The organism is Paenibacillus piri, assembly GCF_004354045.1.
Taxonomy (GTDB): Bacteria; Bacillota; Bacilli; order Paenibacillales; family NBRC-103111; genus Paenibacillus_S; species Paenibacillus_S piri.
The window spans coordinates 16,567-41,540 of sequence record NZ_SMRT01000008.1; the positions used below are offsets into that span (position 1 = coordinate 16,567).

The 24,974-nt window shown below is 49.9% G+C and carries 15 protein-coding genes; 14 read left to right on the forward strand and 1 reads right to left on the reverse strand.

Translation table 11 applies throughout. The features are described 5' to 3' along the window. Positions 1 to 120 precede the first annotated feature (120 nt). From E1757_RS36910 to E1757_RS17310, 14 genes are all read left to right on the forward strand, one after another. Positions 121 to 678 carry an extracellular solute-binding protein gene (locus E1757_RS36910; protein ID WP_133230302.1) on the forward strand — a complete coding sequence of 186 codons (558 nt, stop codon included), beginning with the start codon at positions 121 to 123 and terminating at the stop codon, positions 676 to 678. Then, positions 675 to 1,655: an extracellular solute-binding protein gene (locus tag E1757_RS17250; RefSeq protein WP_133230304.1), complete on the forward strand. Its 981-nt coding sequence runs from the start codon at positions 675 to 677 to the stop codon at positions 1,653 to 1,655. The genes E1757_RS36910 and E1757_RS17250 overlap by 4 nt, the downstream gene beginning before the upstream one ends. Before the next feature lie 254 nt (positions 1,656 to 1,909). Further along, positions 1,910 to 3,295: a polysaccharide lyase 11 gene (locus E1757_RS17255; RefSeq protein ID WP_133230306.1), complete on the forward strand. Its 1,386-nt coding sequence runs from the start codon at positions 1,910 to 1,912 to the stop codon at positions 3,293 to 3,295. A gap of 258 nt (positions 3,296 to 3,553) precedes the next feature. Continuing rightward, positions 3,554 to 4,546 (forward strand): biotin synthase BioB, encoded by a 993-nt coding sequence (gene bioB, locus E1757_RS17260; protein WP_133230308.1) that lies wholly within the window; start codon positions 3,554 to 3,556, stop codon positions 4,544 to 4,546. 159 nt (positions 4,547 to 4,705) lie between these two features. Continuing rightward, positions 4,706 to 5,461, forward strand: a complete 756-nt coding sequence (gene kduD / locus E1757_RS17265) for a 2-dehydro-3-deoxy-D-gluconate 5-dehydrogenase KduD (protein ID WP_133230310.1) — start codon at positions 4,706 to 4,708, stop codon at positions 5,459 to 5,461. Continuing rightward, positions 5,461 to 6,438, forward strand: a complete 978-nt coding sequence (locus E1757_RS17270) for a sugar kinase (protein ID WP_133230312.1) — start codon at positions 5,461 to 5,463, stop codon at positions 6,436 to 6,438. Before kduD ends, E1757_RS17270 begins: the two co-directional genes overlap by 1 nt. Before the next feature lie 28 nt (positions 6,439 to 6,466). After that, a complete protein-coding gene (locus E1757_RS17275) occupies positions 6,467 to 7,129 on the forward strand; it encodes a bifunctional 2-keto-4-hydroxyglutarate aldolase/2-keto-3-deoxy-6-phosphogluconate aldolase (RefSeq protein WP_133230314.1) in 663 nt (220 codons plus the stop codon). 319 nt (positions 7,130 to 7,448) lie between these two features. After that, complete coding sequence (locus tag E1757_RS17280; protein ID WP_133230316.1) at positions 7,449 to 9,695, forward strand: helix-turn-helix domain-containing protein; 2,247 nt, start codon at positions 7,449 to 7,451, stop codon at positions 9,693 to 9,695. Positions 9,696 to 9,873: 178 nt separating this feature from the next. Further along, positions 9,874 to 10,836, forward strand: a complete 963-nt coding sequence (locus E1757_RS17285; protein WP_425464849.1) for an ABC transporter permease — start codon at positions 9,874 to 9,876, stop codon at positions 10,834 to 10,836. 14 nt (positions 10,837 to 10,850) lie between these two features. Then, complete coding sequence (locus tag E1757_RS17290; protein WP_133230318.1) at positions 10,851 to 11,726, forward strand: carbohydrate ABC transporter permease; 876 nt, start codon at positions 10,851 to 10,853, stop codon at positions 11,724 to 11,726. A gap of 66 nt (positions 11,727 to 11,792) precedes the next feature. Further along, positions 11,793 to 13,460, forward strand: coding sequence for an extracellular solute-binding protein (locus E1757_RS17295; RefSeq protein ID WP_133230320.1), 1,668 nt, complete (start codon positions 11,793 to 11,795; stop codon positions 13,458 to 13,460). 85 nt (positions 13,461 to 13,545) lie between these two features. After that, positions 13,546 to 14,847, forward strand: a complete 1,302-nt coding sequence (locus E1757_RS17300) for a glycoside hydrolase family 28 protein (RefSeq protein ID WP_133230322.1) — start codon at positions 13,546 to 13,548, stop codon at positions 14,845 to 14,847. A gap of 33 nt (positions 14,848 to 14,880) precedes the next feature. Beyond that, on the forward strand, positions 14,881 to 21,324 hold the full coding sequence (locus tag E1757_RS17305) for an S-layer homology domain-containing protein (protein ID WP_133230324.1): 6,444 nt from the start codon (positions 14,881 to 14,883) through the stop codon (positions 21,322 to 21,324). Positions 21,325 to 21,772: 448 nt separating this feature from the next. Then, positions 21,773 to 22,486 (forward strand): DUF4850 domain-containing protein, encoded by a 714-nt coding sequence (locus tag E1757_RS17310; RefSeq protein ID WP_165972160.1) that lies wholly within the window; start codon positions 21,773 to 21,775, stop codon positions 22,484 to 22,486. Between the two features lie 93 nt (positions 22,487 to 22,579). Here E1757_RS17310 and E1757_RS17315 read toward each other — a convergent pair whose 3' ends face one another. Then, positions 22,580 to 24,916 carry a helix-turn-helix domain-containing protein gene (locus tag E1757_RS17315; protein ID WP_133230328.1) on the reverse strand — a complete coding sequence of 779 codons (2,337 nt, stop codon included), beginning with the start codon at positions 24,914 to 24,916 and terminating at the stop codon, positions 22,580 to 22,582. Positions 24,917 to 24,974 lie beyond the last annotated feature (58 nt).

Consider the following 24,974-nt stretch of genomic DNA (forward strand, 5'->3'; position numbering starts at 1 on the left):
TTTTACACGACTCGAAATATTGTAAATTGCGATTTTTTCCGCATCATTGAACAATGGGGGTACCGTTCGGAATCAGGTTGACGGGCGGTACTATCCTAAACATTTGAAGGAGGAAGTCGTATGAAAAGGGTCGCTTGGAAAACCGTTTCGGTTCCGGTTCTGTTAATTACGGCTGCTTGCACCGCTATTGCGGGCTGCAGCGGTTCGAGCGGAACAACGGCCGGAGCGGGCGGTGCCGCGGATAAATCAAAGAGCGCGGGACCGTTCAAGTTCAAGGTTATGTTCGACTATAACGTCGATCCAAAGGGAATGTCATTGACGGATAACGAATATATCCGCTTTCTGAAGGAGAAGACGGGCGTCGAGGTTGTACTGGATTCCCCGGGAACGGCCGGATATGTCGATAAGCTGAACGTATTGATGGCTTCCGGCAGCTATCCGGATGCTTTTGCCGTAGGTGACCGCGATTTAATTATGAAATATGCCAAAGACGATTTGTTGGCCGACTTAAGCCCTTATATTAAAGATACGGCGAAATATCCGAATATTAAAAAGGTGATGCCCGCCGATTCGTGGCTGCCGGTCACCGAGAAAGGAAAAGTTTTTGCCTTTCCTTACAGCCGTCCGGACGGCTTGAGCCAAGTCGTCTACGTCAACAAGGTATGGCTGGATAAGTGAAACTGCCGGTTCCGAAAACGATTGACGATTTTTACAACGTGATGAAAGCATTTACATTGAATGATCCGGACGGCAACGGCAAAAACGATACCTTCGGGTTATTGACTACCAACAACGTGGACAACGGAGCGAGAACGTTCAAGGCGGCTTTTAATGCGGAAGCCTACTCGATCCGCGACGGCAAGGTGACGCCTCCGGAAATTACGCCGGAATATAAGGAATTTTTGAAGTTTATGAACAAGCTGGTGAATGAAAAAATTCTCGATCCGGAGTTCCCGACCGTAACATCGCCGATTTTCCAGCAAAAATTCAAGTCGCTGAAATACGGCGTCATTTCCGGCTTCTGGCATTATCCTTCCGGCCTGGAAATTCCGAAGGAGGTCATGAGCCAATATATTGCGGTTCCGCTGCCCCTGCAGTCGGACGGCAAGCCCGCCAGCTTCTCGTATCCGAGCTTGAACCGGCATTATGTGGCGATTCCGAAAACAACCAAGAACATCGATCAGCTAATGAAGTTTCTCGATTGGGCGGTTTCTCCGGAAGGCATGAAGTTTTCATTTCTTGGTGTGCCGGACTTCAACTATAAAGAAGCAAACGGCAAAATCGAGCTCACCCAGCAGCAGCTTGCACCGATTCATTGGTCGTTCTCACTCGTGAGAACCGGACAGCTGACCGACGATGTCAAGAAGTATATCGGTGTCGTTTATCCGAAGGAAGCGGTAGACAACCTGGAGATGGCGGCCAAAATCGGCAAGCCGGACCTGCTGAGCGCGGCGCTGCCGTATTATCCCGATCTGATCGGGTTCAATCTGGGCAAAATTACAAGCGAATATACGACTAAAGCGATGCTCGGCAACGCCGACGTCGACAAAACATGGGACGACTATGTCAACAGGTATAAATCGGCCGGTGGAGATAAAGCGATCGAATATTGGACTAACTGGTATAACACGGAAGGTAAGAATGTTTTGAAATAAGGGGTTAGGGGGCTGCCTGACAAAAAAGAGGCCGTGAATATTTATTCATAGTACCGTTCTTCCAAGAAAGGGATGGCACTCCACCGCTGTTGAAATTTAAGTTGTCTTTAATATGCCTTGCGGTAACAACTTAATTTCAAAGGCGGCCGTAAACTTTCCATACCATTCCCTTATCCTTCCAGAACCACATGAATAAATCTTCACGAATAATAAATAGTCAGTCAGCCACCTGAAGATGAATAGGAGGAGTAAGTGTGGTCAATTCAACGAAGCAGGTAAAATTGGAAAAAGTGATGGAATTGTCCGTCGGGCAAAAGCTGGGACAGCTGCGGGCGATCCCCGTTCAATTAGGAGGCGGCAAGCAGGCGTTTCTCGCGGTCTACTCGGCGGATTTCGATGTAGACCCGTCGGTTAATATGTTTTTTTATCCTACCGACACTCTAAAAATGATGCTGTTTACCGAAACAGGCGAGGTGCTATGGAAGCGGGAGCTGGGGAAGACCGTCGTGCCCGGCATCTGGTTTTGCCCGGTGTATCCGTTCGATCTGGACGGCGACGGCGTCGACGAGCTGTGGTTCGTAAACAACTTGAACGAACAGCATCCGTTTGCGGTTCCGTTCTACCGGCTGGAGCGGCTGGATGCGGCAACCGGGGAGACGACCGGCCAATGGCCTTGGCCGAATGACGGAGGCAAGGAGCAGCCGCTCAGCTGCACCTTCCGTAATTTTATCGTCGGCGGTTATGCGCACGGCGAGCCGGTGCTGGTAACGGCGCAGGGCACCTACTGGAGCATGTATTTGCAGGGCTGGAAGCCGGATATGAGCCCGCGTTGGGAGTTTAAGGTGGACAAAGATGAAGCGGGAGCGCGCGGCAGCCACGTGACGCCGGTAATCGACCTGAACGGGGACGGCGTCGACGAGCTGATGTGGGGCGAACGCTGCATTGAGCTCGATACGGGCAAGGAGCTGTTCTGCGCCGACCGCGACGTCTACGCGGGACATTCGGATGTGGTTCAGCCTATTCTGAATTTGAATCAGAACAGGTGGTCGCTGTTCACGGTCCGGGAGTCGGATCCGACTGCTACGCCGCGTGTTGTCGCCTTTGACGAGCACGGCAATCGCAAATGGGGAGATGTAGAGGCCGGTCACATGGACATCGGCTGGGCGGCACGGCTTCAGGACGACCGCAGTCATGTGACGATGGCCATCCGCATCGGCGCCAAGACATGTGGACCGGACGGCCGTTTTCACCAAAACATGGATGAATTTATTTACGATGCGGAGACGGGCAAGCCGTATGAGCTGCCGTTCAGCGTGTACCGTACGATCCCGGTAGACATTAACGGCGACGGCTATCATGAGCTGGTGCGGGGAATGCCTGCCGGCGACGGGGAACTGTTCGACCGCCACGGCGTATCCTACGGCAGCGTCGGCGGCACGGTAGCGATGGCATCGAAGTTTATGAATTTGCCGGGCGAGCAAATCTTATCGTTTCTTCCGGACGGCACAGTGACCATATGGGCCGACCGGAACGCCGAAGACGGACCGGAAGCGGTCGCCCGGTACAGCGACCCTTATTATAAAGCGTGCCAGCGGTTGTACGCGGTCGGCTACAATTTGTACATTGTAGCCGGGCTGTAGGCAGCAGCTTGTATATAAACCTTAGTCCGGTCTTGAAAAAAGTCCGGGCTAAGGTTTTTTAATTTTGACAAACACGCTCGTTTTCGAAGGACGGCGCAGCCGTTTATCCTTTCGTTGCAGTAATTCGCGGTCGTTATTCACGTGAGTGCTTGGTTGTCAGTGAAAGCCGATTATAGTAAAATACGTTTGGGTAAATTGTTAACCAAATACCTATTTTAATGGTTGACAATTATATTTACATACGGAGGTGCTTTTTTCATGATACAACTACGAACCGATTGGTACTCATTAGCTTATAAGGCCATTCAAGGCGAATGTCCGACTTTCGAAGAAGGACTGTCGGTGCTGCAGGCGGACGATGACGAGCTGCTTGCTTTAATGGATGCGGCGTTTCAGGTAAGGAAACATTTTTACGGTAAAAAGGTCAAGCTGAACTTAATCATTAATGCAAAAAGCGGGCTCTGTCCGGAGGACTGCGGTTACTGCTCGCAATCGATTGTATCGCAGGCGCCCGTATCCAAATATCCGCTGCTGGAGAAAGACATTCTGGTCGATGGAGCGCGCAAAGCGATGGAGCTGAAGGTTGGAACGTACTGTATTGTAGCCAGCGGTAAAGGCCCAACCGGCAAAGAGCTGGAGCAAGTAATAGCGGCGGTTAAAGAAATTAAAGCGACGATGCCGATGAAAGTATGCGCATGTTTGGGTATATTATCCGATGAGCAGGCGGTACGGCTGCAGGAAGCGGGGGTGGACCGTTATAATCATAATCTTAATACGAGCGAGCGGAATTTTGGCAACATTACAACAACACATACCTACGAGGATCGGGTGAGCACGGTTCAGAAGGCGAAAGCTTCGGGAATGTCCCCTTGCTCCGGCTTTATTGCGGGCATGGGAGAGAGCGACGAGGAGATCGTGGAAACGGCTGTTGCGCTGCGCAGGCTGGATGCGGACTCGATCCCGGTCAACTTTTTGAACCCGATTGCCGGAACGCCGCTGCAGCATATGAACACGCTGAACCCGCGCAAATGCTTGAAGGTGCTGGCTCTGATGCGGTTCGTCAATCCCTCGAAGGAGATCCGGGTTGCCGGAGGGCGGGAGTTGAACCTGCGTTCGCTGCAAGCTTTAGGCCTATATGTGGCTAATTCGATTTTTGTCGGCGATTATTTGACGACGGAAGGTCAGGAAGCGGCGGAGGATCATCGGATGATCGAGGATCTTGGCTTCGAGGTGGAGCTTTGTGCGCTGTAGACGCCCATCCGAGGCAGGGGGATCTTTAGGTGAGGTTGTCATTTTTTGAGGTCGATGGTGGCGCATTGCAGGCACTTCCCGTATAATAAAAGGGATGAAACAAGCTATCGGGTATTTGGATCAGAATGGGCTGAAACTATTTTTTAATGGGGTGTAGAAATGAGTTTTTTTGATTTGACCGGTAAAGCAGCTGTCGTCACCGGCGGCGCCGTAGGTTTGGGCGGGGGCATCTCCCTCGGATTGGCGAAAGCGGGAGCCGATATCGTCGTTGTAACAAGCAACGACCGCAACCGCGAAACGCAAAATCAGATTGAAGCGATGGGCCGCAAGGTTCACACCGTTGTAGCTAATTTGTCCGATGAGCAGGAACTGCCGCGCGTCGTTTCGGAAGCGCTGTCCGCATTCGGTAAAATCGATATTTTGGTCAATAATGCAGGCATTATCCGCCGCACGCCGGCCGCTGAGCACAGCGCACAAGACTGGCACGATGTGATCAATTTGAATATGAACGCCGTATTTTTCCTGTGCCAGCTTGTCGGGCGCGAGATGATCAAACAGGGCTCGGGCAAAATCATCAACGTTGCCTCGATGCTCAGCTTTCAAGGCGGGATCAATGTACCCGGTTATACGGCATCCAAGCATGCGGTAGCGGGTATTACGAAAGCGCTGGCGAACGAATGGGCAAGCAAAGGGGTACAAGTCAACGCAATCGCGCCGGGCTACATGGCTACCGATAACACAACGGCACTTCGCGCCGATCCGGAGCGGAGCGTGCAAATTTTGCAGCGTATTCCGGCAGGACGCTGGGGAACAACCGAAGATTTGCAAGGACCGGCCGTATTCCTGGCTTCGTCGGCTTCCGATTATATGAACGGCCATGTACTTTGCGTGGATGGAGGGTGGATGAATCGATAATGGCTACTCAACCGACTAATTCGCAAATGTTCCAGCCGGAAATGATTACGTTTGGGGAAACGATGGCTTTAATGCTGCCGAACAGCTCCAAAGGTATTGAATATTCCCCACAGTTCAGCAGCTTGTTCGGGGGCGCGGAAAGCAATGTCGCCATCGGAGTCGCCCGTCTCGGCCATCGCGTCGGCTGGTTTACCCGGATGGGGAAGGACCCGTTTGGCCGGATGATATTGAAAAAAGTGCGCGGCGAAGGCGTGGATGTGTCGCGTGTCGAGCTGACGGCCGAAGCGCCGACCGGCTTGATGCTGCGTGAAATCATTAACGGCAAGACGTCGGTCTACTACTATCGCAAAGGCTCAGCGGCGAGTACGTTAAAGCCGGAGCATCTGGACGAGTCGTATATTCAGCAGGCGAAGTACCTGCATGTGACCGGCATTACGCCGGCGCTCAGCGAGTCGTGCCGCGAAGCGGCGATCGAAGCGATCCGGCTCGCGCGCAAGCATGGAGTGAAGGTTTGCTTCGACCCGAATTTGCGCTTGAAGCTGTGGTCGCTGGAGGAAGCGCGGGAAGTTTTGCTTGAAATGGCGAAGGAAGCGGATTACTTCCTGCCGGGTCTGGACGAGTTGAAGCTGTTGTACGAAACCGAAAGCTTCGATGAGATCGTCAAGCGTCTGGGCGAGCTGAAGGCGGTATCCATCGTGAAGGGCGGCGACGACGAGACGTATGTCGTGGAGCAGGGCAACGTCAGCGCCGTGCCGTATTTCAAGGCGGAGCAGGTGGTCGATACGGTTGGCGCCGGAGACGGCTTCTGCGCGGGCTTTATCGTAGGGCTGCTGAAAAACTACAGCCATACGGAGGCCGTCCGTCTGGGCAATCTGATCGGCTCGATGGTCGTGCAAACGGAAGGCGACTGGGAAGGCATTCCGACCTGGGAGCAGGTTGAAGCGGTACTTAACAACGTGAAGCATGTAGAACGTTAACCTATTGCAAAGGAACGGATGATTCGATATGAAAAAAATCAAGCTGCTGCAGCAAATGAGCGAAGCGGGCGTCGTAGCCGTATTGCGCGGGGAGACGCCCGAGGAAGTGGTGGAGATGGCGGAACAGGCCATCGAGGGCGGCATTAAGGTCATCGAGGTGACGATGACCGTGCCGTTCGCTTTGCAAGCGATCGAGAAGCTTGCGAAGAAATATTCCAGCTCGACGCAGGATGCAGCGAAATACGCCATTATTGGCGTAGGTACGGCGCTGGATCCGGAGACGGCTCGAGCTGCTATCTTAAGCGGGGCCGAGTTCGTCGTCGGCCCGGCGTTAAACCCGGCAACGGTAACGCTGTGCAACCGGTACCGTGTGCCTGTTATGCCCGGCGTGATGACGATTCAAGAGATCCAGCAGGCGCTGGAGCTGGGCGTTGATATCGTCAAGCTGTTCCCGGGCAACCTGTACTCGCCGGCGACGATCAAGGCGATCAAAGGACCTCTGCCGCAGGCGAACATTATGCCGACCGGCGGCGTGTCGCTTGCCAATCTGGCCGAATGGGTCAAGGCCGGCGCCGTAGCTGTGGGCATCGGTTCCGATTTGACGACCGATGCGGTCAAAACCGGCGACTACAGCCTCGTCGCCAAAAAGGCGGCCCAATATATCGAAGCTTACAAAGCCGCTAAGCAATAACATCTGATTGCAGCGCAGCGATAACGGGAGAAACCATAACAAGCAGCCTCTGTTAACAGGAGGCTGCTTTTGTTATTTGCGCCGGGATTCGGGGAAGCCGAAAGTTGCTGCAACCGCCGGGACAAAAACTGGAAACAAAAGCCGAAAACTCTGTGATCTGAGAACATATATTCAATTAAATGAAAATTATGGTATATTAAATATATTTCTCAATGAATTCTCGGGAAAACAATTTTTCAACTCATCGTTTGGAAGTGGCTTAGCGGCATGTTCCGGCCGCTTGACGGTCAAGCACGCTAACTAACTTTGCGGAGGCATTATGAAATTCAATTGGCGAAGACGCTTGCTGCTGTCTTATCTCCCTGTTTTTTTTATCGTAGTCACGATGTTGATCCTAATTTTCTTCTTGTCCATGAGTGAATTTTCCAAGCAGGAAGCAAAGAAAGCGAACGATGTTTATGTCAAACGAATTATTGAAACGATCGATTCCTCTCTTCTTTTTATTGAGCAGACCATCACCAAAGAAATGATGTCCAACGACAAATTTGCACTCTTCTTGGGTAGCGAAGATACGTTAACGAGATATTATAATCATTTTGAAACATCGAAAGTTTTGTTCGATTTGATGCGATACAATCCGCTCATTGATTCGCTCTATTTGTACCGGAACTCAGACCAGGTCGTACTGACCGAAAAATCTTCCCCGTTGTTCGAGGAATTTGGAGACCGCCGATTTTTGATTAGTCTGATCGAGGACGGCGTCCCGAGGCGCTACACCGGGTTGAGAATGTATAAGGAGAACGCTGAAGCGGGAATGGGCCGACCCGTAATTACGCTGGTCAAAAAAATGTTCCCGCCGTTCGGCAATGAAGGTTTTATCATCGTCAATGTTCGGTTGGATTCAATACGGCTGATCGTTCAGCCGATGCTCGATTCTAAAATCAGCCATATTGATATTTTTGACCAGAACGGTTCGTTTTTATTTGGTGAGAGCGGGAGGTTGGCGGATGCAGCCATTCAGGCTCGTCCTTCCGCCACAACGATGGTCGCCTCCGACTATTCGGGTTGGGTGGGAAACAGCAGCTTCGCGGACAAAAGCTTGTTCGGATTATTTTCGGTAATAAGTTACGTCTGGATGAGCATCGGGATGTTTACTCTTATTGCAGGGTGTATTTGGATTTTCTATATTACCCGTAAAAATTACAAACCAATTGAAAAGATTATGGCTCGAATTATCCATGTTTCGCAGAACAGCAGTCTTTCTTTTGTTGGAAAAGCAGATAATGACGAGTTCAAGTTCATCGAAGCGGGTATCCACAAATTGATTGATCAATCGATTCGTTATGAAAAGCAAAATGAAGAAAACCAAATTTACCGAAGCAAACATTTCTTTCAACAATTGCTTGAAGGCAACCTGACGAGCGGTCCTTCGATATGGAAGGATGAGCTCCTGCATTTGGGATTTGGAAGAGACATCGAGAGGTTTACTGTCATCGTTGTAGAGCTGGATAAATATTCCGAGTTTATCAAAATCAATAACGTGAAGGATCAAAATCTTCTTAAATTTATCGTCAGCAGCGTCTTGAAGGAAATTTGTCAGAACCATTCGGCGACCGTATGGGTGGAATGGATCGATGCGTATCATCTGGCTGCGCTGTTTCCGATCGCCCGCGACATGGAGGCCGGTGGTTCGATACATCAAATAGGCGAGGAAACGATTCGATGGGTGGCTGACAATTTGTCGTTTACGATTACGATCGGCATCGGCTCGCCGACAAAGCGGCTCGAAGAGATCCCGGTTTCTTACGATGACGCCGTGACGGCGCTGCAATACAAGTCGACGCTCGGGAACAACCGGCTGCTCGACCTTACCGAAATTGCCGGCAAAACGGATCATAAGGACATGTTCAAAAATTTGCAGAGCATCCGTTCCATCACCCAATCGTTCCGGCTTGGCGACGAGAATTGGAAGGAAGAATACGCCAAGATTCTCGGGCAGATTCAATCTGAGCCGATACCCAAAGACGATTTAATCGGTATGATGAATTATATGATTTATCAATTGTATCAGGAGTCGACGGAATTGTCTGAGGAGCTGCGGCGGGTGTGGGAAACGAGGCTGCCCGAATTCAATGCCGTATTGGATCAATTTGATACCGTGGCGGAACTGGAAGCTTCCCTTTTTGGCGTATTGAATGGGACGGCCGAAGACATGCGCCGCATACGCGAAAGCAAAACTCATTATCAGCTGATTGGCGATATGAAGGCCTATATCGAATCCCATTTTGCCGATCCCGACTTGAGCTTAACCGTGCTTAGCGACCAATTTGAATTGCATCCGAACTACTTGAGCCGATTATTCAAAGAGGAATTCGGCGAGAAATTTATTGATTACTTGACCAAAATGCGTATAGAGCGCGCCAAGAAGCTTCTTGCGGAAACGGGGCATTCCGTGCAGGACGTATCCGTTCAGGTTGGTTATACGTTATCGGTATCGTTCATACGCGTCTTTAAAAAGCATGTCGGGATGACACCGGGTGATTACAGAAAAGGCATCATGACCTGATTTTGCTAAAATGCATATCCGTTACAAAATGCATATTGCCCATTTTCGCCCTTTGAAAAAGGGCTTTTTTGTTTTTGCATGCCACCTTAAAACATATCTATGTACGCCTCGGGCTTCAGCCTTTACGATGAATCTGCCAACAAAATATCGTCACAGAGAGAGGAGGTACTCTATACAAATGAAAACAGCTCAACCCCCTTTGTCAAAGGAAACGATGGAACGGGCGGTTCTAAGCGTCAGACTGCGCAGAAAAAGGATAATTAAACAAAATATTCCGTTAATGGTCATGTTTTTGCCGGTCATCCTGTTCTATATCGTGTTCAAGTACATCCCAATGCTGGGCTTAGTCATTGCTTTCAAGGACTACAACTTTTTCGACGGGATCATCGGCAGCGAATGGGTTGGTTTCAAACATTTCAAATATTTGTTTGGAAACGCCTATACGCGGGACATCATCTACAATACATTGCTGCTCAGCTGTCTGCGTGTATTCGTAAGCTTTCCTTTTCCGATATTGCTTGCTATTATGCTGAACGAGGCGCGAAAGCTGCTGTTCAAAAAAACGGTGCAAACGCTTGTCTACCTTCCGCATTTTCTTTCGTGGATCATCGTTGGCGGTATTGTGGTGACGGTTTTTGCCGAGCAGACCGGAGTCGTGAACGGCTTGATAAAGCTGCTGGGCCTACCCAGTTACGCATTCCTTTATCATGAAGGCTCTTGGATATCGATCTATGTCGGTTCAAGCATATGGAAGGAAGCGGGGTTCAGCGCCATTATTTATTTGGCTGCGCTCACTACGATCGATCCCAGCCTATATGAAGCCGCGAGCATGGATGGGGCAGGGAAATGGCACAAAATCTGGCATATTACGCTGCCTGGAATTCGCCCGACCATTGTGTTAATGCTTATTTTGGCGATGGGCCATGTGATGGAGGTCGGATTCGACCATGTCTACGTCCTGCAAAACCAGGTGGTTGCAAAAGTATCTGAAGTCATAAGCACGTATATTTTCAAGATCGGTCTGCAGGGAGCCGACTTTAGTGTGACTGCGGCAATGGGTATGTTCGAATCGCTGATTGGGATTGTTCTCGTGGTGATCACCAATCGAATCGCCCGTGCCTTTGATCAAGGACTTTGGTAAAAAGGTGGATTATCATGAAGGAGAAAAAGGGCGAATCGCTGTTTTATGCGATCAATTATTTCGTACTGACATTAGTGGCGCTCAGCTGTCTGCTGCCAATCATCAATATCGTCGCCGTTTCCGTCAGCGATCATAATGCGGTGGCATCCGGCTTCGTTTCCTTGTGGCCGATCGGCTTTAACTTGGATTCGTATAAAACATTGCTCAAAGGAACCGACATCGTACGCGCTTTTCAGAACAGTATAGTCATTACGCTGGTCGGCATATCGCTCAGCATGTTATTCACCGTCATGGCGGCTTATCCGTTGTCGCGCAAATATTTCTTTGGGCGGAGATTTTTCACGATGGCTATGGTGTTTACCATGCTGTTCAGCGGGGGACTGATCCCGACATTTTTGCTCGTCAAGTCGCTTGGCCTTGTCAATACGTACGGCGCTCTTTGGCTGCCCGGACTCGTCAGCACGTACAATATGCTCATTATGCGTACTTTTTTTGACAACATCCCGGCGGAGACGGAAGAAGCGGCCCGGATTGACGGCTGCGGAGAGCTGAGATTGCTTGGACAAATCATTTTGCCGCTCTCATTGCCGGTTATCGCTACATTGGCGCTGTTTTACGGGGTCGGTTTCTGGAACGCGTTTATGAACGTGCTCATTTACATCAACAATCCGAAAATGTTCAATCTTACCGTTCTTGTGCAAAAAATGGTGCAAAGCCAGCAGCTGATGCAGCAAATGAATAATTTGCAGCCTGACGATGTGGAAGCGGTCACGCCGGACTCAATCAAAAGTGCCGCCATCGTCGTCATGATCGTACCGATGCTGATTGTATATCCGTTTGTGCAAAAATATTTCGTCAAAGGGGTGATGATCGGGTCCGTCAAAGGATAGCGATGCTCCACAATCGGTTTTTAACAAGATTCATGCTTTCAAAAAAAATTCGCGGAGGCAAGCAAAATGAAAATCGGTTCAAACAAATGGGTGTCCGTATTTGCAGTAACCGCTATGACCGGTACTCTGCTCATTGGCTGCTCAGAAGGTAAGCAAGAGAAGCAACCATCTGACAACGGCAAGCCGGCAGCGCAGGGAGAAGCAAAAAAGGAAGTGAAAGAGGCGGCCAGAGGGTCCATTACCGCATCCCTTTACGACAGAGGACGTGTCCCTGCGGAAGAAGGAACGATGGATAAAAACAGATGGACTGAGTGGGTTAATAAGAACGGGCCTGCGGATGTGAAATATGTTTTGATTCCTAGAACGGATTCGATCGCCAAATTCAATACGCTATTCGCTTCGGGAGATGTTCCCGACATTATCAACGAGTACGATACGAAGTACCGCGATCTGCTGTATCAACAAAAGCAGCTGATGCCTCTGGATGACTTGATCGAGAAGTATGCACCCAATTATAAAAAGCTGCTGGAGCAATATCCGCAATTAAAAAAGGCGGGTACGAAATCGGACGGCAAGCTTTACGAGATCGGTCGTCTGCAGGGAACGATGTCCATGTATTCCCTTATTATTCGCGCTGATTGGCTTAAAAAGCTGAATCTGCAAATGCCCCAGACACCGGAGGAGCTCTTTAACGTCGCCAAAGCTTTTGCGACACAGGACCCCAATGGCGACGGGAAAAAGAATACGTATGGGATATCGCTCGCTCAAGATACGGGTATGGCGATCAGTAAGATGTATGGCGCTGCGGGCTGGGTCGTGAAGGACGGCAAACTCATCTACGATTGGGACAGAGAGAAAGCAAGCAACGCATTCAAAAAGCGGCTGTTTGACGAAGGCATCGTTGACAAGGATTACCTCACCGACAAAAACGGTGAAAAGGCGAAGCAGGATTACCTTAGCGGCAAGCTCGGCATTTATGCCATGCAGCATTCGCAGCAGCTCAATCCCGGGTTGAACAACTACCAAACGCTGAAGAAAAATGCGCCTAATGCGGAAATTGTGCCGCTGCCGCTGCCGAAGACCCAATTTGGCCAATTCAGCATGAACTTTCTCAATCCGGCACAAATGACGACCGTCATTTACCGGGGAGCTAAAGATCCGGTTGCCGCTATGAAATATATCGATTTCATGGCATCAAAAGAAACGGCCGGCGTCATGAAATACGGTTTGGAAGGAACGCATTGGAAGCAAGGCCCCAAGGGATGCCCAATCCCGATGGATGTCGAGAAAAACAAAAAAGAGCTCGTCTATGTGCCCGACCTTGCGATGCAAACATCGCCTGACTTGGTGGGCGTCTGCAATCAAACGGAAAGCTCCTTCGATGAGTCCATTCCGGATCAAAAGGAATATTTGGCCTTCATCAAGCAGGCTCGGGCGGCTTATGAAACGCCTGAGCGGCCGATTCCGGATTTAACGCTCTCCGAGCATATGCCTACTTTGCCGTCCGACCTCGCCAAAATCAGTAGCGATCTTGACCTGCAAATCAGCGGAATTTGGGCGAAATCGGTTGTCAGCGGATCGACTTACACGGTCGACAACGCGCTGTCCGATGCGAAGGCGGTATGGGAAAAAGGCGGAGGTAAGCAATTGGAAGACTGGTATGCGAAATGGTATGCGGAAAATAAGGACAAAGCGTTCCTCTCTCAGGACATTTATAAATTTTTGAATAAATAATAGTCGGATTACAGGTACCCCGAAGACGGCATGTTCCGTCTTTGGGACCTGCATTATGTCCTTCTACTTTCGATAGGAGACCGTTATGGATTATAATGTAAAGCTTTTTGGCGCCGTGGGCGATGGACAAACATTGGATCACGAGGCGATCCAATCTGCGATTGACGAGTGCGGTCGAAACAGCGGCGGCATCGTTCGTGTACCGAGTGGAACGTATCTTTGCGGAACGATCCATATCCGGTCGAATGTGTGTCTGCATCTGGAGATGGGCGCAGTCATTCGCGGGGCGGACGATTCGTCCCTCTACCCCGAAATTTGCAAGACGCCTTATGGAAACCTGCCCGGTCAAATACAGGCTTTGATTTGGGCCGACGGCGTGGAAAACATTTCAATTACCGGACTTGGGATCATCGATGGCGGAGGCGCCGGCCCACTTCCTCCGTCTGTGGCCGCAGGGGTGAAATTCCGGCCGGCACTGCTGTTTTACCGGGACTGTAAAAATGTGAAGTTTCTCGATATTACAATGCAGTATTCTTGCTTCTGGACGCTGCATCTAATGCGATGCGAGGATGTGATGGTGCGCGGGGTCACGATTCTTGCCAACAAGCAGCGAATTAATACCGACGGCATTGATCCCGACGGTTGCAAAAACGTCATTATCAGCGACTGCAACATTAAAACTGGCGACGACTGCATCGTGATCAAAAGCACGGAGGGAGATGTGTGCGAGAACATTACGGTGACCAACTGCGTCCTCAGTTCCGGGCACGCCGCCCTTAAAATCGGAACGGAAGCAACCGGACCGATACGCAACATCACTTTTAACAACTGCGTCATCCATGATACGGATGTGGCGCTTGCGCTTTATATGAAAGATGGCAGCGCTTACGAAAACATGGTATTCAGCAACATGATCGTTGAAGCGCGCAATGAATTCCCGATTTTGCTGGACATCACTCCCCGCTATTACAAGGAACCGAAGCTAGGACGTATCCGGAACATCACCTTTGACAATATTACCGTGACGGCGAAGGGGCGCTGCTACATCGAAGGAGTCCCCGGACAGCCAGTCGAGAATGTCCGTTTCCGCAATATCATTTGGAACGTATCCGGTCCATGCAATTTGGCAAATTCAACAAAACCGCCGGGGGCCCGCCGTGTTGAGATCGATCCGAATCGGGTTAATTACGCCACGCATCCTTACCAGTTCATCGCTGTGAATGTAGACGGCTTGCTTCTGAGCGATATCCGCATTCGACACGAGCGGACGGACTGTTTGCCGGATCGGGGGCGCCTCTTCGCAGACCATGTCCGCGATTTGACAGTGGAACGCATGGATTCTTTTGAGGTTCCGGCTGGGCTGGAACCGGTTGTAATTCATCACTGACTTGCCAATTAGCGCAAGAAAAGGGAGAGGCTGATGAAAAAGAATAGGTTCTTAAGTATAATGCTGATCGTTGTATTGCTGGCTGGGATGATGCCGGTATTTGACTCCGCCTTCAATATCGCACAGGCGTCAGGGACGGACACCTTCTTTTTGAACGAAGACTTTAACAACAATGTCAATTTCCCGACAGGTCAAGCGCCGAATTACGCGGATTGGTCGTCGGAAGGCAACGGGGTGTTGGATAAAAATTTTTGGATTACCGAAACGTCAACCGGCACCGTAACTGTAGAGGATTTCCCCGGTAGTTCTGACCGAAGCGTGAAAATAACGAAGTCAGCCAACAATACGAATAAAGCGGAATCCGCAGTAGATTTTAGCAGTCAGCCGCTAAGTGGACTGGTGACCGTGGAAGCGAAAGTGATGTCTTCCGGAAGCATGACCGGAACCCAGGTAGCCCCATATATCGTTGATGCGGCGGGCATTTCTATTGTAAAGATACAATGGAACGGCGGGCAGATAAAGGCAAATACCGGGGCTGCGCAAAATAACGTTCAAGCATTTGTTTCGAACACATGGTATACCGTTAAAACAGTGATCAATACATCGAATAATACATATGACTTGTATATTGATGAAACGAAGATGTTAACAGGCGCAGCTTTAAACGGCGGTACGGGCAAGGGTGTGGCAAAAGTTACTTTCAAAATGGACAGCGGCAACAACACCGGGACTATTCATTATGACAATATGAAAATCTATACGACCGCACCATCCGCCGCTGTAACGGGGCTGGAATTTGATCAGAATACATATAGCATCTATATAGGAGATAGTATCAATACCGTGGCGAGAGCGGTCTACGCGGACAACAGCAAGCAAGTTTTAACGAGCGGCAATGCGTTCTCTTCCTCCAATTCAAGCATCGCATCCATTCACCCGGCAACAGGGGTAGTGACTGCGCAAAATGAGGGTACAACGCAAATTTCCGTTTCAAACAGCGTATACAGCACGCCCGCAACGGCAACCGTGATCGTAAATGCGCTTCCGGTGCTTTCGGCGCCGTCCGGGGTTAGCGCAGGCGTGGTGACGGATATTTTCGCGCAGTTGAATTGGTCTGCGGCATCCGGCGCATCCAAATATTTTATATACAGGGCGGCCGCAGGAAGCGGGCAATACAGTAAAATCGGAGAATCGACTACAAATTCATATACGGATAATACAGTGGCGGCAAGTACAACTTACGATTACACCGTATCTTCCGTATTTACGACTCCGGGCAGACAAGTGATCGAATCTGCACATAGCGCTAAAGTGAGTACAACGACATCCGCGACATCCGGCTTTATTGTAAATGACGATTTTACTAGCACAGCAACAGGATCATTGCCTGCCGGATGGGATTACATCCTTGCGGGAGCCGGTACTGCGGCTGTCGCAGAAGTTCCGTCCGCCGCCGACAAAAGCTTGAGCTTAAAGGTGACAAACAAGAGCGATGCGGCTGAAGTCGACCGGATTTTCCCGGGGGTCGGCGGAAAAGTAGCCATCGAGGCCCGGGTGATGACAACTGGGGATCAATTCAGCGTTGCACCGTACATTTACAACAATAACGATAAAGCTGTCATGAAATTCGGGTTCAGATCCGGTTATTTTGTTGCCATCGGAGCGACAAAGTCTATCAACACGAAGCCGTTCACTGCAAACCGATGGTATGACGTTAAAATCGTAATGAATACTGGCGCGAATACGTACGATCTTTGGATTGACGGGGATAAACAGGACATTGACAGGGAAGATTTAATCGTTCCTTTTGGAGGTGCAGCCACTGGCATAACGCGAGTGATGTTTAAAGCGGACAACAGCAACGCTTCCACAAGCTATGTGAATAACCTGAAAGTTTATTTGCTGCCTCCTGCTCCAATTACGGACATCAGCTTCGATCGACCGGCGTACACCCTCTATACAGACGATACGTTTCAAGCAAGGGTGAACACGATTGATGCCGATGGCGCCAAAGTGAACGTAACTAACGGCGCAATAATTACCTCTTCCAATCCCGGTGTAGCGACTATGGATGCAACAGGTAAAATTACAGCAGTCGGCACAGGAACGACACAGCTAACCGCTGCCTATACAGTCGGGGGGAGCGAGTATCGAGCCGAGGCGACGGTAACGGTAAATTCAATCTCAGATCTGCATGCGCCTCAAGGGCTTACTGTGGAGAAAGAATGGAGCACCTCCGTCACATTAAAGTGGACTCCTGCGGCTGTTGCGACCCAATACAGCGTCTACAGGTCAAACAAGGGAGACAACCAGTACCGTTATGTCGGCCAGTCCCAGCCCGGCATTGCAGCCTATATCGATAACAATGTAGCGCCCCGCACAGCATACGATTATAAAGTAACATCCGTATTTTCGACTCCGGGCGGGCAAGTGATTGAATCGGCGCAAAGCGGTAAAATAACTGCCGTTACTGCGGCTCCGCTTGCCAATTTCCCGTCTGCGGCGACAGGACTGACCGTTGACGATCATTTCAATGGCAATAAAACTGGAAATACACCGGACGGTTGGACAGCGGATACTTCGGGCGGTACAGTGACCGTGGAGGAAGTTCCGTTCCCGGCCGATAAGAGCGTCAAGATATCCAAAAGCGCATCGGCGGATAATGCAACCGCCACAAGGACTTTTCCCTCACTGAACGGGATTGTGACCATTGAGGCTAAAGTAAAAGCGATGGATAGATCCGGAACCAAACACATCCCGACCATCTATGACAGCAATGGCAACACAATTGCGCGCATAGCATTAAATAATACGAATATCTCTTATGTCGGAAGCAACGGGTCATGGACCGGCGCAGGAGTCACTTTCGATGCGGACAAATGGTATATTATCCGGGCGGTTCTCGATACGACTGCCAATAAGTACGATCTTTACATTGACGGAATCAAAAAAGCGAGTGGAATTCCTTTCTTGACCGAGGCTTCGGATGTAGCGAAGTTATCTTTCGGCATCAGCTCGGGAAATACAGGCACTGTATACTTTGACAATGTTAAAATATACAGCCAGGCAACCTTTATAGGAGGGCCGCCGGCTCCGGTATTCGATGTTAAGGACTTTGATGCCAAAGGGGACGGAATAACAAAGGATACAGCTGCAATACAGGCTGCTATCGATGCTGCCGCAGGAACCGGCGGATCGGTTTATTTGCATGACGGTGTATTCCTTTCGGGAATGATCCAATTGCGAAGCAATATGACCTTTTATATCGATTCCTCGGCAACCTTAAAGGGAAGCACGTTGCCTTCGGATTATCCGGATACGAATCCGCTTACTTACAATACCCAATTAGGTCCTGCAGCCAACTGCAATAAAGCTTTGATTTATGTGGAGCATGCGGAAAATGTAATGATTGACGGCGGAGGAACCATCGATGGAAGCGGCGGGTCATTCACTACTGGCAGCGAGCCGACCCGACCTATGGCCATTTATACGGTGCTTAGCTATAACGTAACCATACAACACGTGTATATTACGAAATCCAGCATGTGGACGCTTGTTGGCGCGGAAACCGATTATTTGATCATCAGGAACATCTACCTGGATGTCAGACTGTCAAGCAACAGGGACGGTATCGATATTGTTGATTCCTGGCACGTATTGATTGAAAACGTTACGGTGAATACCGGCGACGATGCGATTTGCATAAAAAGCGGCAAAAGACGCGGAGTCATGGATCTGCTGGTGCGAAATTCAAATGTTACCGCTTCGGGCACAAACGGCTTGAAGTTTGGCACAGCCAGTTATGGAGCGTTCAAGGATGTTCGCTTTGAAGACGTCATGGTGAAGGGCGTTAAATATTGTGCCATGTGCGTTGAATCCGTTGACGGCGCCGATGTAACCAACATCAGCTTTCAAAGGATCGATGTCCAGGATGCGGGAAATCCGTTCTTCGTCATTCTTGGAAAAAGAAGCGACCGTACAACGAAAGACGATGCTCCGAAAAAGGGAACGATGGACACGGTGCGGTTCCAGGATATTATCGGGAAAAATATGAACACATCCTGGGCTTCTCCGATCTCCGGAGCCAATATGTCGGATGGTACGAAGTACAGATTAAAAAATATTCATTTCGACAACGTTCATATGGTCTACAAAGGCGGTGTAACTTCAGTACCTGGTAATCCGCCGGAATATGCTCTGAACCAATATCCGGAATCCAATATATGGGGCAATTTGCCTGCATACGGATATTATATCAGGCATGCGGATGGAGTTACTTTTACAAACAACACGACCGATGTGTCTCCTGCTGATGCAAGAAGCCCTTTCGTTTGGGCGGATGCGTTCAGTTCTACCGGCATTGCGCTCGACTCGACATCGTTCAGTCTCAATATCGGGGAGACTCACAACATTACCGTAACCCAAGCGTATGAAAACGGAGATACGCTGGATGTAACGCATTCAAGCCGATTTGAGTCATCGGATAAGAATGTGGCGACCGTTGATTCTACAGGAAAAATAACGGCAGTCGGCGTAGGAAGCGCAGTCATTACGGTTTCCAATGGCGATTACCAGGCGCAGGTCAATGTGACCGTGAATTTGGTGCAAACGCCGCTGATCACACCGACGAACTTGACCGTCACCGGCAAAACGGAGACAACGGCAACATTAAGCTGGAATGCCGGCGATGATGCTAGAGTGACGGGGTACGCAATATATGTGGACGGAGTTCTTGTAGAGGGAGCAGCTTACTTCGGATCAGGCCCGGCATACGGCTCGACAGTTAGCGGACTGACCGCCGGCACAACCTATCAATTTACGGTAAAGGCCTATGACGCGCAGGGCAACTTTTCGGAAGCAAGCAATCCGGTAAGTGTAAAAACAGACGATTGGGCGTTGAGCGATGACGCCGCATTAAGCGGCCTAACTATTAGCCAAGGTATCTTGACACCTGTATTTGACAAAGGAACAACCCGCTATTCTGCTGAAGTCGCTTATGATGTAAACACGGTTGACGTTACACCGATGTCCTCTTTCTCCGCCGCGGCAATTACGGTCAATGGAGTTCCGGTCGATTCGGGCAGCAGCTACACTGCGGCGCTGGATGTCGGGGTCAATACGATATCGGTCGTTGTCGCCGCGCAGAATGGAAATGTTCAAACATATACCCTTTCAATAACAAGAGCCGGCAACAATTCGGGCAGAAACAGAAGAAGCAACAACACCGGAAATAATGTACAGCCTGCACAGCCTGACACCAAGGACCAAACGGATCCGGTAAATGAAAAGGATCCTGATGTCACATCCGCTGTCACTGTCAGCGTAACGCTGGATACGGCAACACGAATAGCAAAAGCGGAAATCCCGGCATCAGTGTTGGGCGATATGCTGGAGAAAGCAGCCGCCGATAAAGATGGAATAAAAACCGTAAATATTCAAGTGTCCGCAGTAGAAGGGGCTAGCGTATATGAGTCCTTGTTGCCCGCAAGCTATTTAGCTAACGACAGCTCTGCTCTAAAGATAGAGATTGCCACGCCAATTGCCGTCGTCAAATTGCCAGGCAATATGTTCGGGGCATCCGGGATATCCAAATCATCAACGGTATCGGTTTCTGTGGAACTTGTCGGCAAGGGGGTTGTCATCAGGGACTCCGCAATAAAGGAACTGATCGGAGACAGGCCAATCCTGGAGATCCATTTGAAAGTTGACGGTACAGCGGTGAAATACGACAATCCTCAGGCTCCGGTCAGTATATCCGTACCGTATCAGCCGTCAGAACAGGAAATGAAAGATCCCGAACATATCGTTGTCTGGTATATCGACGAGGATGGTAATGCGGTGAAGGTACCGAACGGGAAATACGATACGACAAGAGGAATGGTCACCTTTAGAACGACTCATTTCAGCAAGTATGCCGTCTCTTATGTTTATAAAACGTTTGAAGATTTGGGCAACTACGGATGGGCAAAAAAGCAGATTGAAGTGCTCGCTTCAAAAGGTTTAATTAACGGCACATCGGATAACACGTTTACGCCGGCGGAAAGTATTACAAGAGCCGACTTCCTTGTCCTTTTGGTAAGAACGCTTGGAATCACCGCGGACTTTGACGACAACTTCAACGATGTAAGCAAGTCGGATTATTTCTATCAAGAGCTTGGCATCGCCAGGAAGGCTGGAATCAGCGAAGGAACCGGCAATAATATGTTTAATCCGAGGGAAAAGATTTCAAGGCAAGATATGATTGTACTGTGCGCAAAGGCGCTTAAGCTGGCAAAAATGACGAATGCGCGTGGCGGCGCGTCAGAGCTTGACGCCTTTTCCGATAAGTCGGATGCGGCCTCCTACGCGACAGAAAGCATCGCTTCCATGGTTAAGGAAGGCATAATCACAGGGAACGGAGGTTTGCTGAATCCACGCGGCTATACGACAAGAGCGGAAGCCGCAGTGATCATGTACAGAATTTTCAACAAGCATTAAATGGCTCGTATATCCCGACAGGCTCATGCTGACGCATGAGCCGTTTTTATGCGCCTGGCCCCTGACTTTATACGTTTATAAACTGAACTATTGAAGAAATCACATACTCATTTTAAATTGCAACTATAGCCGCCCAAGAAGCGTCTAAAGCTTACTTAACGAAAGGATGGTAAGCATGAGTCCATTGTTCCGGAAACGTTGTTTTGGAATGTTCTGTTGTTCGCTGTTGGCAGCGGGTATTTTAGGCTGTCAAACACAAGGCGGAGCAAAAGCTCCGGCGGCCGCTGCTTCAAACGGAGTGCCGCCTATCAACATACAGGCCGAGCCGCAGGCAAATAAGCAATCAGATGCCCCGGCTTCATCTCCGGTCTCAGATTCGGCATCTGAAAATCGGAAGACTGCACCTGAAATACAACGGGATGGAAAACAAGGCGCCTCGCCGCCCAATGTGACAGACACCCGGAATGACAAGCTTCAGCAGGATCAAAGACAAACTACTGCCTGCGGTAAGCTCGGCTTTGGGAAAGAGGGACAGGCTGCTGAAATAGAGCTGCCGTTGAACTGTATAGCTGCAAGCTACGGTGCCGATGATCCGGACAACCCGACTACAGTTACACCTAAAACACCCTTGAATACCGTTCCTTATTCCATACCTTCGGAATTGCGCGGAAAGCTTGCAGCCTATTGGATGAACCTTGGCGACAATGTGCGCGGGGTGCTGCTGCTTGCTCCTGCCGATTGGAAGATTACATCAGCGGCAGTCGGCGCGAACGGTTCGTCGGGAATCCGTTTGGAAAATCCGAAGGATCCGGGACAGTATATAAGCTACATGGATAACGGGGGCTGTCAAGGCTGCGTTATCGCCAATATCGGCGCCTATTTTCCGAAGCTTAAGGGTTGGGCGGAGCAGCAAGGGTTTACATCGGAACCGGTGCCGGAAATCAATAAACAAACGCTGCTTCATCCGAATTTGATGGCCTTTAGTAAGAAGACTCCCGTACAGGGGTACGCTGTGAACGGAGTCGCCTATCAAAAGCACGGCGGTGGAGGGGGAATATTCCGCATGCAAGAGGTGCAGCTGCCTGACTCCGAGCACAGGTTAGCGCAAGTCATTCTTAATTTATTTGTTGCGTTGAACCGAGCCGGTTCTGACGTTTCATAAGTCATCTCCAAAGTCTGTTCCCTATAGTTAATCGATAGCCTTCATAAGAGACAGTAGATGAACAGGATAAGGGCCTGGAAAATGGCTTCCGGGCTACCGCAACGACATCCGGTATTGCTTGGGCGAGACCGCAACGTGCCGCTGAAAGGCGCGGTTCAGATTCCGTTCCGAATAGCCGACAAGTTCGGCGATTTCAGTGATGCTGTAGTCCGTCTCCTCGAGCAGCTTTTTCGCTCTTTCCACTTTGAATTCCATCACGTATTCGATAAAGGAAACGCCGGTTTCCTTTTTAAAAATCCGGCTTAAATATGACGGGCTTAAATGCACCAGCCCGGCGCATTCCATAAGAGAAGGGGCTCCCTGATTAATCTCGATATGCCGGCATACTTTGCGGACAGCGTACTGCGATGCATTCGAGCGGATTTCCTCGGTAATTTGCAGATAGAGGGGAAATAAAGTTTCAATAAACCAATCCCGCACCTCCTGCGAAGTTTGCCGCAGCTTAAGCTGCTCGAATAAATTGCTGCCCAAAGTATCGATCACCCCATAGCCTTGGCGCTCCAGCGATTGAATAATCGATGATAGGAGAATGTGGTAGCATTGCATGACGGTATCGTACGATTCGGAGGCCCGGATGTTGCGGGAAAATAACAGCAGCGTTTTTTCCGCGTTTGCCATCTCTCCACGCACGAGCGACTCGATCAGTTCTTCTTCCAGCTCTTTGGGAAAATTGAACGCGCTCGCTTTTACAACCGCTGCAGACTGTTTATCGTAGATAAGAACGGATTCAACATCGTGGAGCAGCCGGGATTGAAGAGCAAGCCTCGCTTCTTTGTACGACTCGGACAATAGGCCTGCGCTGCCTCGCGGCTCGCCAATCCCTATGGAAACGGTAAATGACAAATATTTCTTTAAGGCCGAGCAGACTTCACCGGCGTAGCTGCGGACCGTTTTGTTGATTTCTTGCAAATCCGCGGTTTCCGGAAAATGCAGAATGGCAACGCTTTCCTTTTCTTCATGATCGACCACGAACCCGTTAATGCCCGTATAACGCTCCAGCAGCTCAAGCATCACATTTTTCACGGCAAAAATAATAATGGCTCCTTCGTTAGGCAAAAAGCGCTTCTCCTTAAACAGATTATCTACTTTGGTAATCATGACGACAAAAGTGCCTTCTAACGGAATCCGATAAAACCGCAAGGAGGGCTCGGCGGATACAGGATCGTACGAGCTGCCCGATTTCAGCAGCTTCATTAAAAATTGATCGCGCAGGTCCGGCTCAATTTTTTTAACATACTGGTCAAGCGCTTCCGCCTGTTCGTCCAAATAAGCCAGGCATGACCGGATAAACTCGATCTCGTTGCTTTTGGAGCCGGAAGCTTTGCCGGGCCGGACGGACCGAAGATGCTCGCCGTACCGGGTTAGCTTGTCGATCGGGCTGTATACCATTTTGGAGGACAGATACGTAAGCGCGATGCCGACACATAAGCAAAATAGGACGGAAAGGAGAATAAGCGCACGAATCCAGCCCAGCTGCTTCGTCATCTCCTCCTCCGGCATCATAATGATGTAAGAGCGGCCAAGCGCCGTCTTATGGAATACGGTGAGCAGCTGTTCCTGCTTGTCGTTCATCAGCATGTAATCGGCCGTACGTTCTTGACTCAACACCCGCTGCAAAATCGGAATGCTCCCGGCCGGCCGGCCGATCATGGCATTGTCGGAGGAGTGCAGCATAATGCGTTTATCCGAATCCATAACAAGCAGCGATTGATTTAACGTAAATAGATTGGAATTAAACAATTGCTGTCTTAAAGCGTCAATCTTGACATGGATGAACAGAGCCCCTTGCGGAGCTCCGACCTTCATTATGGGCAGCTGCCGGACATAGGTGATACAGCCTTCCGGTCCGATGCCCGGCGAGTATATCCATCCCCCCTGGCTTTTCAGCGAGAAAACCTCCCGGACAACGGCTTTCTGCGGGGAGCGCTCAAGAGCCGTCGAGCCGTAGGAATTGGATAATACGATATTCGAGGCGAGATCGTAAAAAACGATTTCCTCCACAAGACTATTTGAATTTTTCTGAAACAGAAGGGCATCCATGATTTCCGATTGGAGTACATACTGATTGGCGAAATCCGCTTGACCGAGCGCCGACCGGACGGCAGAATTGCTGGACAATTGAAGCGATTCCAGCTCGATTCGCGCCAGCACATTTTCGAGACGGTCCTTCAGCTGGGCGAGTGAGGCACGGCTGTCCGTTTGAAACTGCTCCGTCAATTTGACCATGGCAAAATGGTAGTACACGCTCCCGAAAAGCACGATCGGAATGGTGACAGAGACGCATCCCAGCCAAATCATGCGCCGCAAGTAATTCGTTCTGGACAACTGCGACAAGATTTTCGCACCGATGCCGTTTAACCAGCCTTTCATCAGATCAACCCCGCATACATGGTTATGAAAATATGACGAGCATGCGCTCCCGATAGCG

Coding starts and splice junctions, on each gene's coding strand:
- E1757_RS36910 (WP_133230302.1), top strand. CDS start 121: ATGAAAAGGGTCGCTTGGAAAACCGTTTCGGTTCCGGTTCTGTTAATT.
- bioB (WP_133230308.1), top strand. CDS start 3,554: ATGATACAACTACGAACCGATTGGTACTCATTAGCTTATAAGGCCATT.
- kduD (WP_133230310.1), top strand. CDS start 4,706: ATGAGTTTTTTTGATTTGACCGGTAAAGCAGCTGTCGTCACCGGCGGC.
- E1757_RS17270 (WP_133230312.1), top strand. CDS start 5,461: ATGGCTACTCAACCGACTAATTCGCAAATGTTCCAGCCGGAAATGATT.
- E1757_RS17275 (WP_133230314.1), top strand. CDS start 6,467: ATGAAAAAAATCAAGCTGCTGCAGCAAATGAGCGAAGCGGGCGTCGTA.
- E1757_RS17280 (WP_133230316.1), top strand. CDS start 7,449: ATGAAATTCAATTGGCGAAGACGCTTGCTGCTGTCTTATCTCCCTGTT.
- E1757_RS17285 (WP_425464849.1), top strand. CDS start 9,874: ATGAAAACAGCTCAACCCCCTTTGTCAAAGGAAACGATGGAACGGGCG.
- E1757_RS17290 (WP_133230318.1), top strand. CDS start 10,851: ATGAAGGAGAAAAAGGGCGAATCGCTGTTTTATGCGATCAATTATTTC.
- E1757_RS17295 (WP_133230320.1), top strand. CDS start 11,793: ATGAAAATCGGTTCAAACAAATGGGTGTCCGTATTTGCAGTAACCGCT.
- E1757_RS17300 (WP_133230322.1), top strand. CDS start 13,546: ATGGATTATAATGTAAAGCTTTTTGGCGCCGTGGGCGATGGACAAACA.
- E1757_RS17305 (WP_133230324.1), top strand. CDS start 14,881: ATGAAAAAGAATAGGTTCTTAAGTATAATGCTGATCGTTGTATTGCTG.
- E1757_RS17315 (WP_133230328.1), bottom strand. CDS start 24,916: ATGAAAGGCTGGTTAAACGGCATCGGTGCGAAAATCTTGTCGCAGTTG.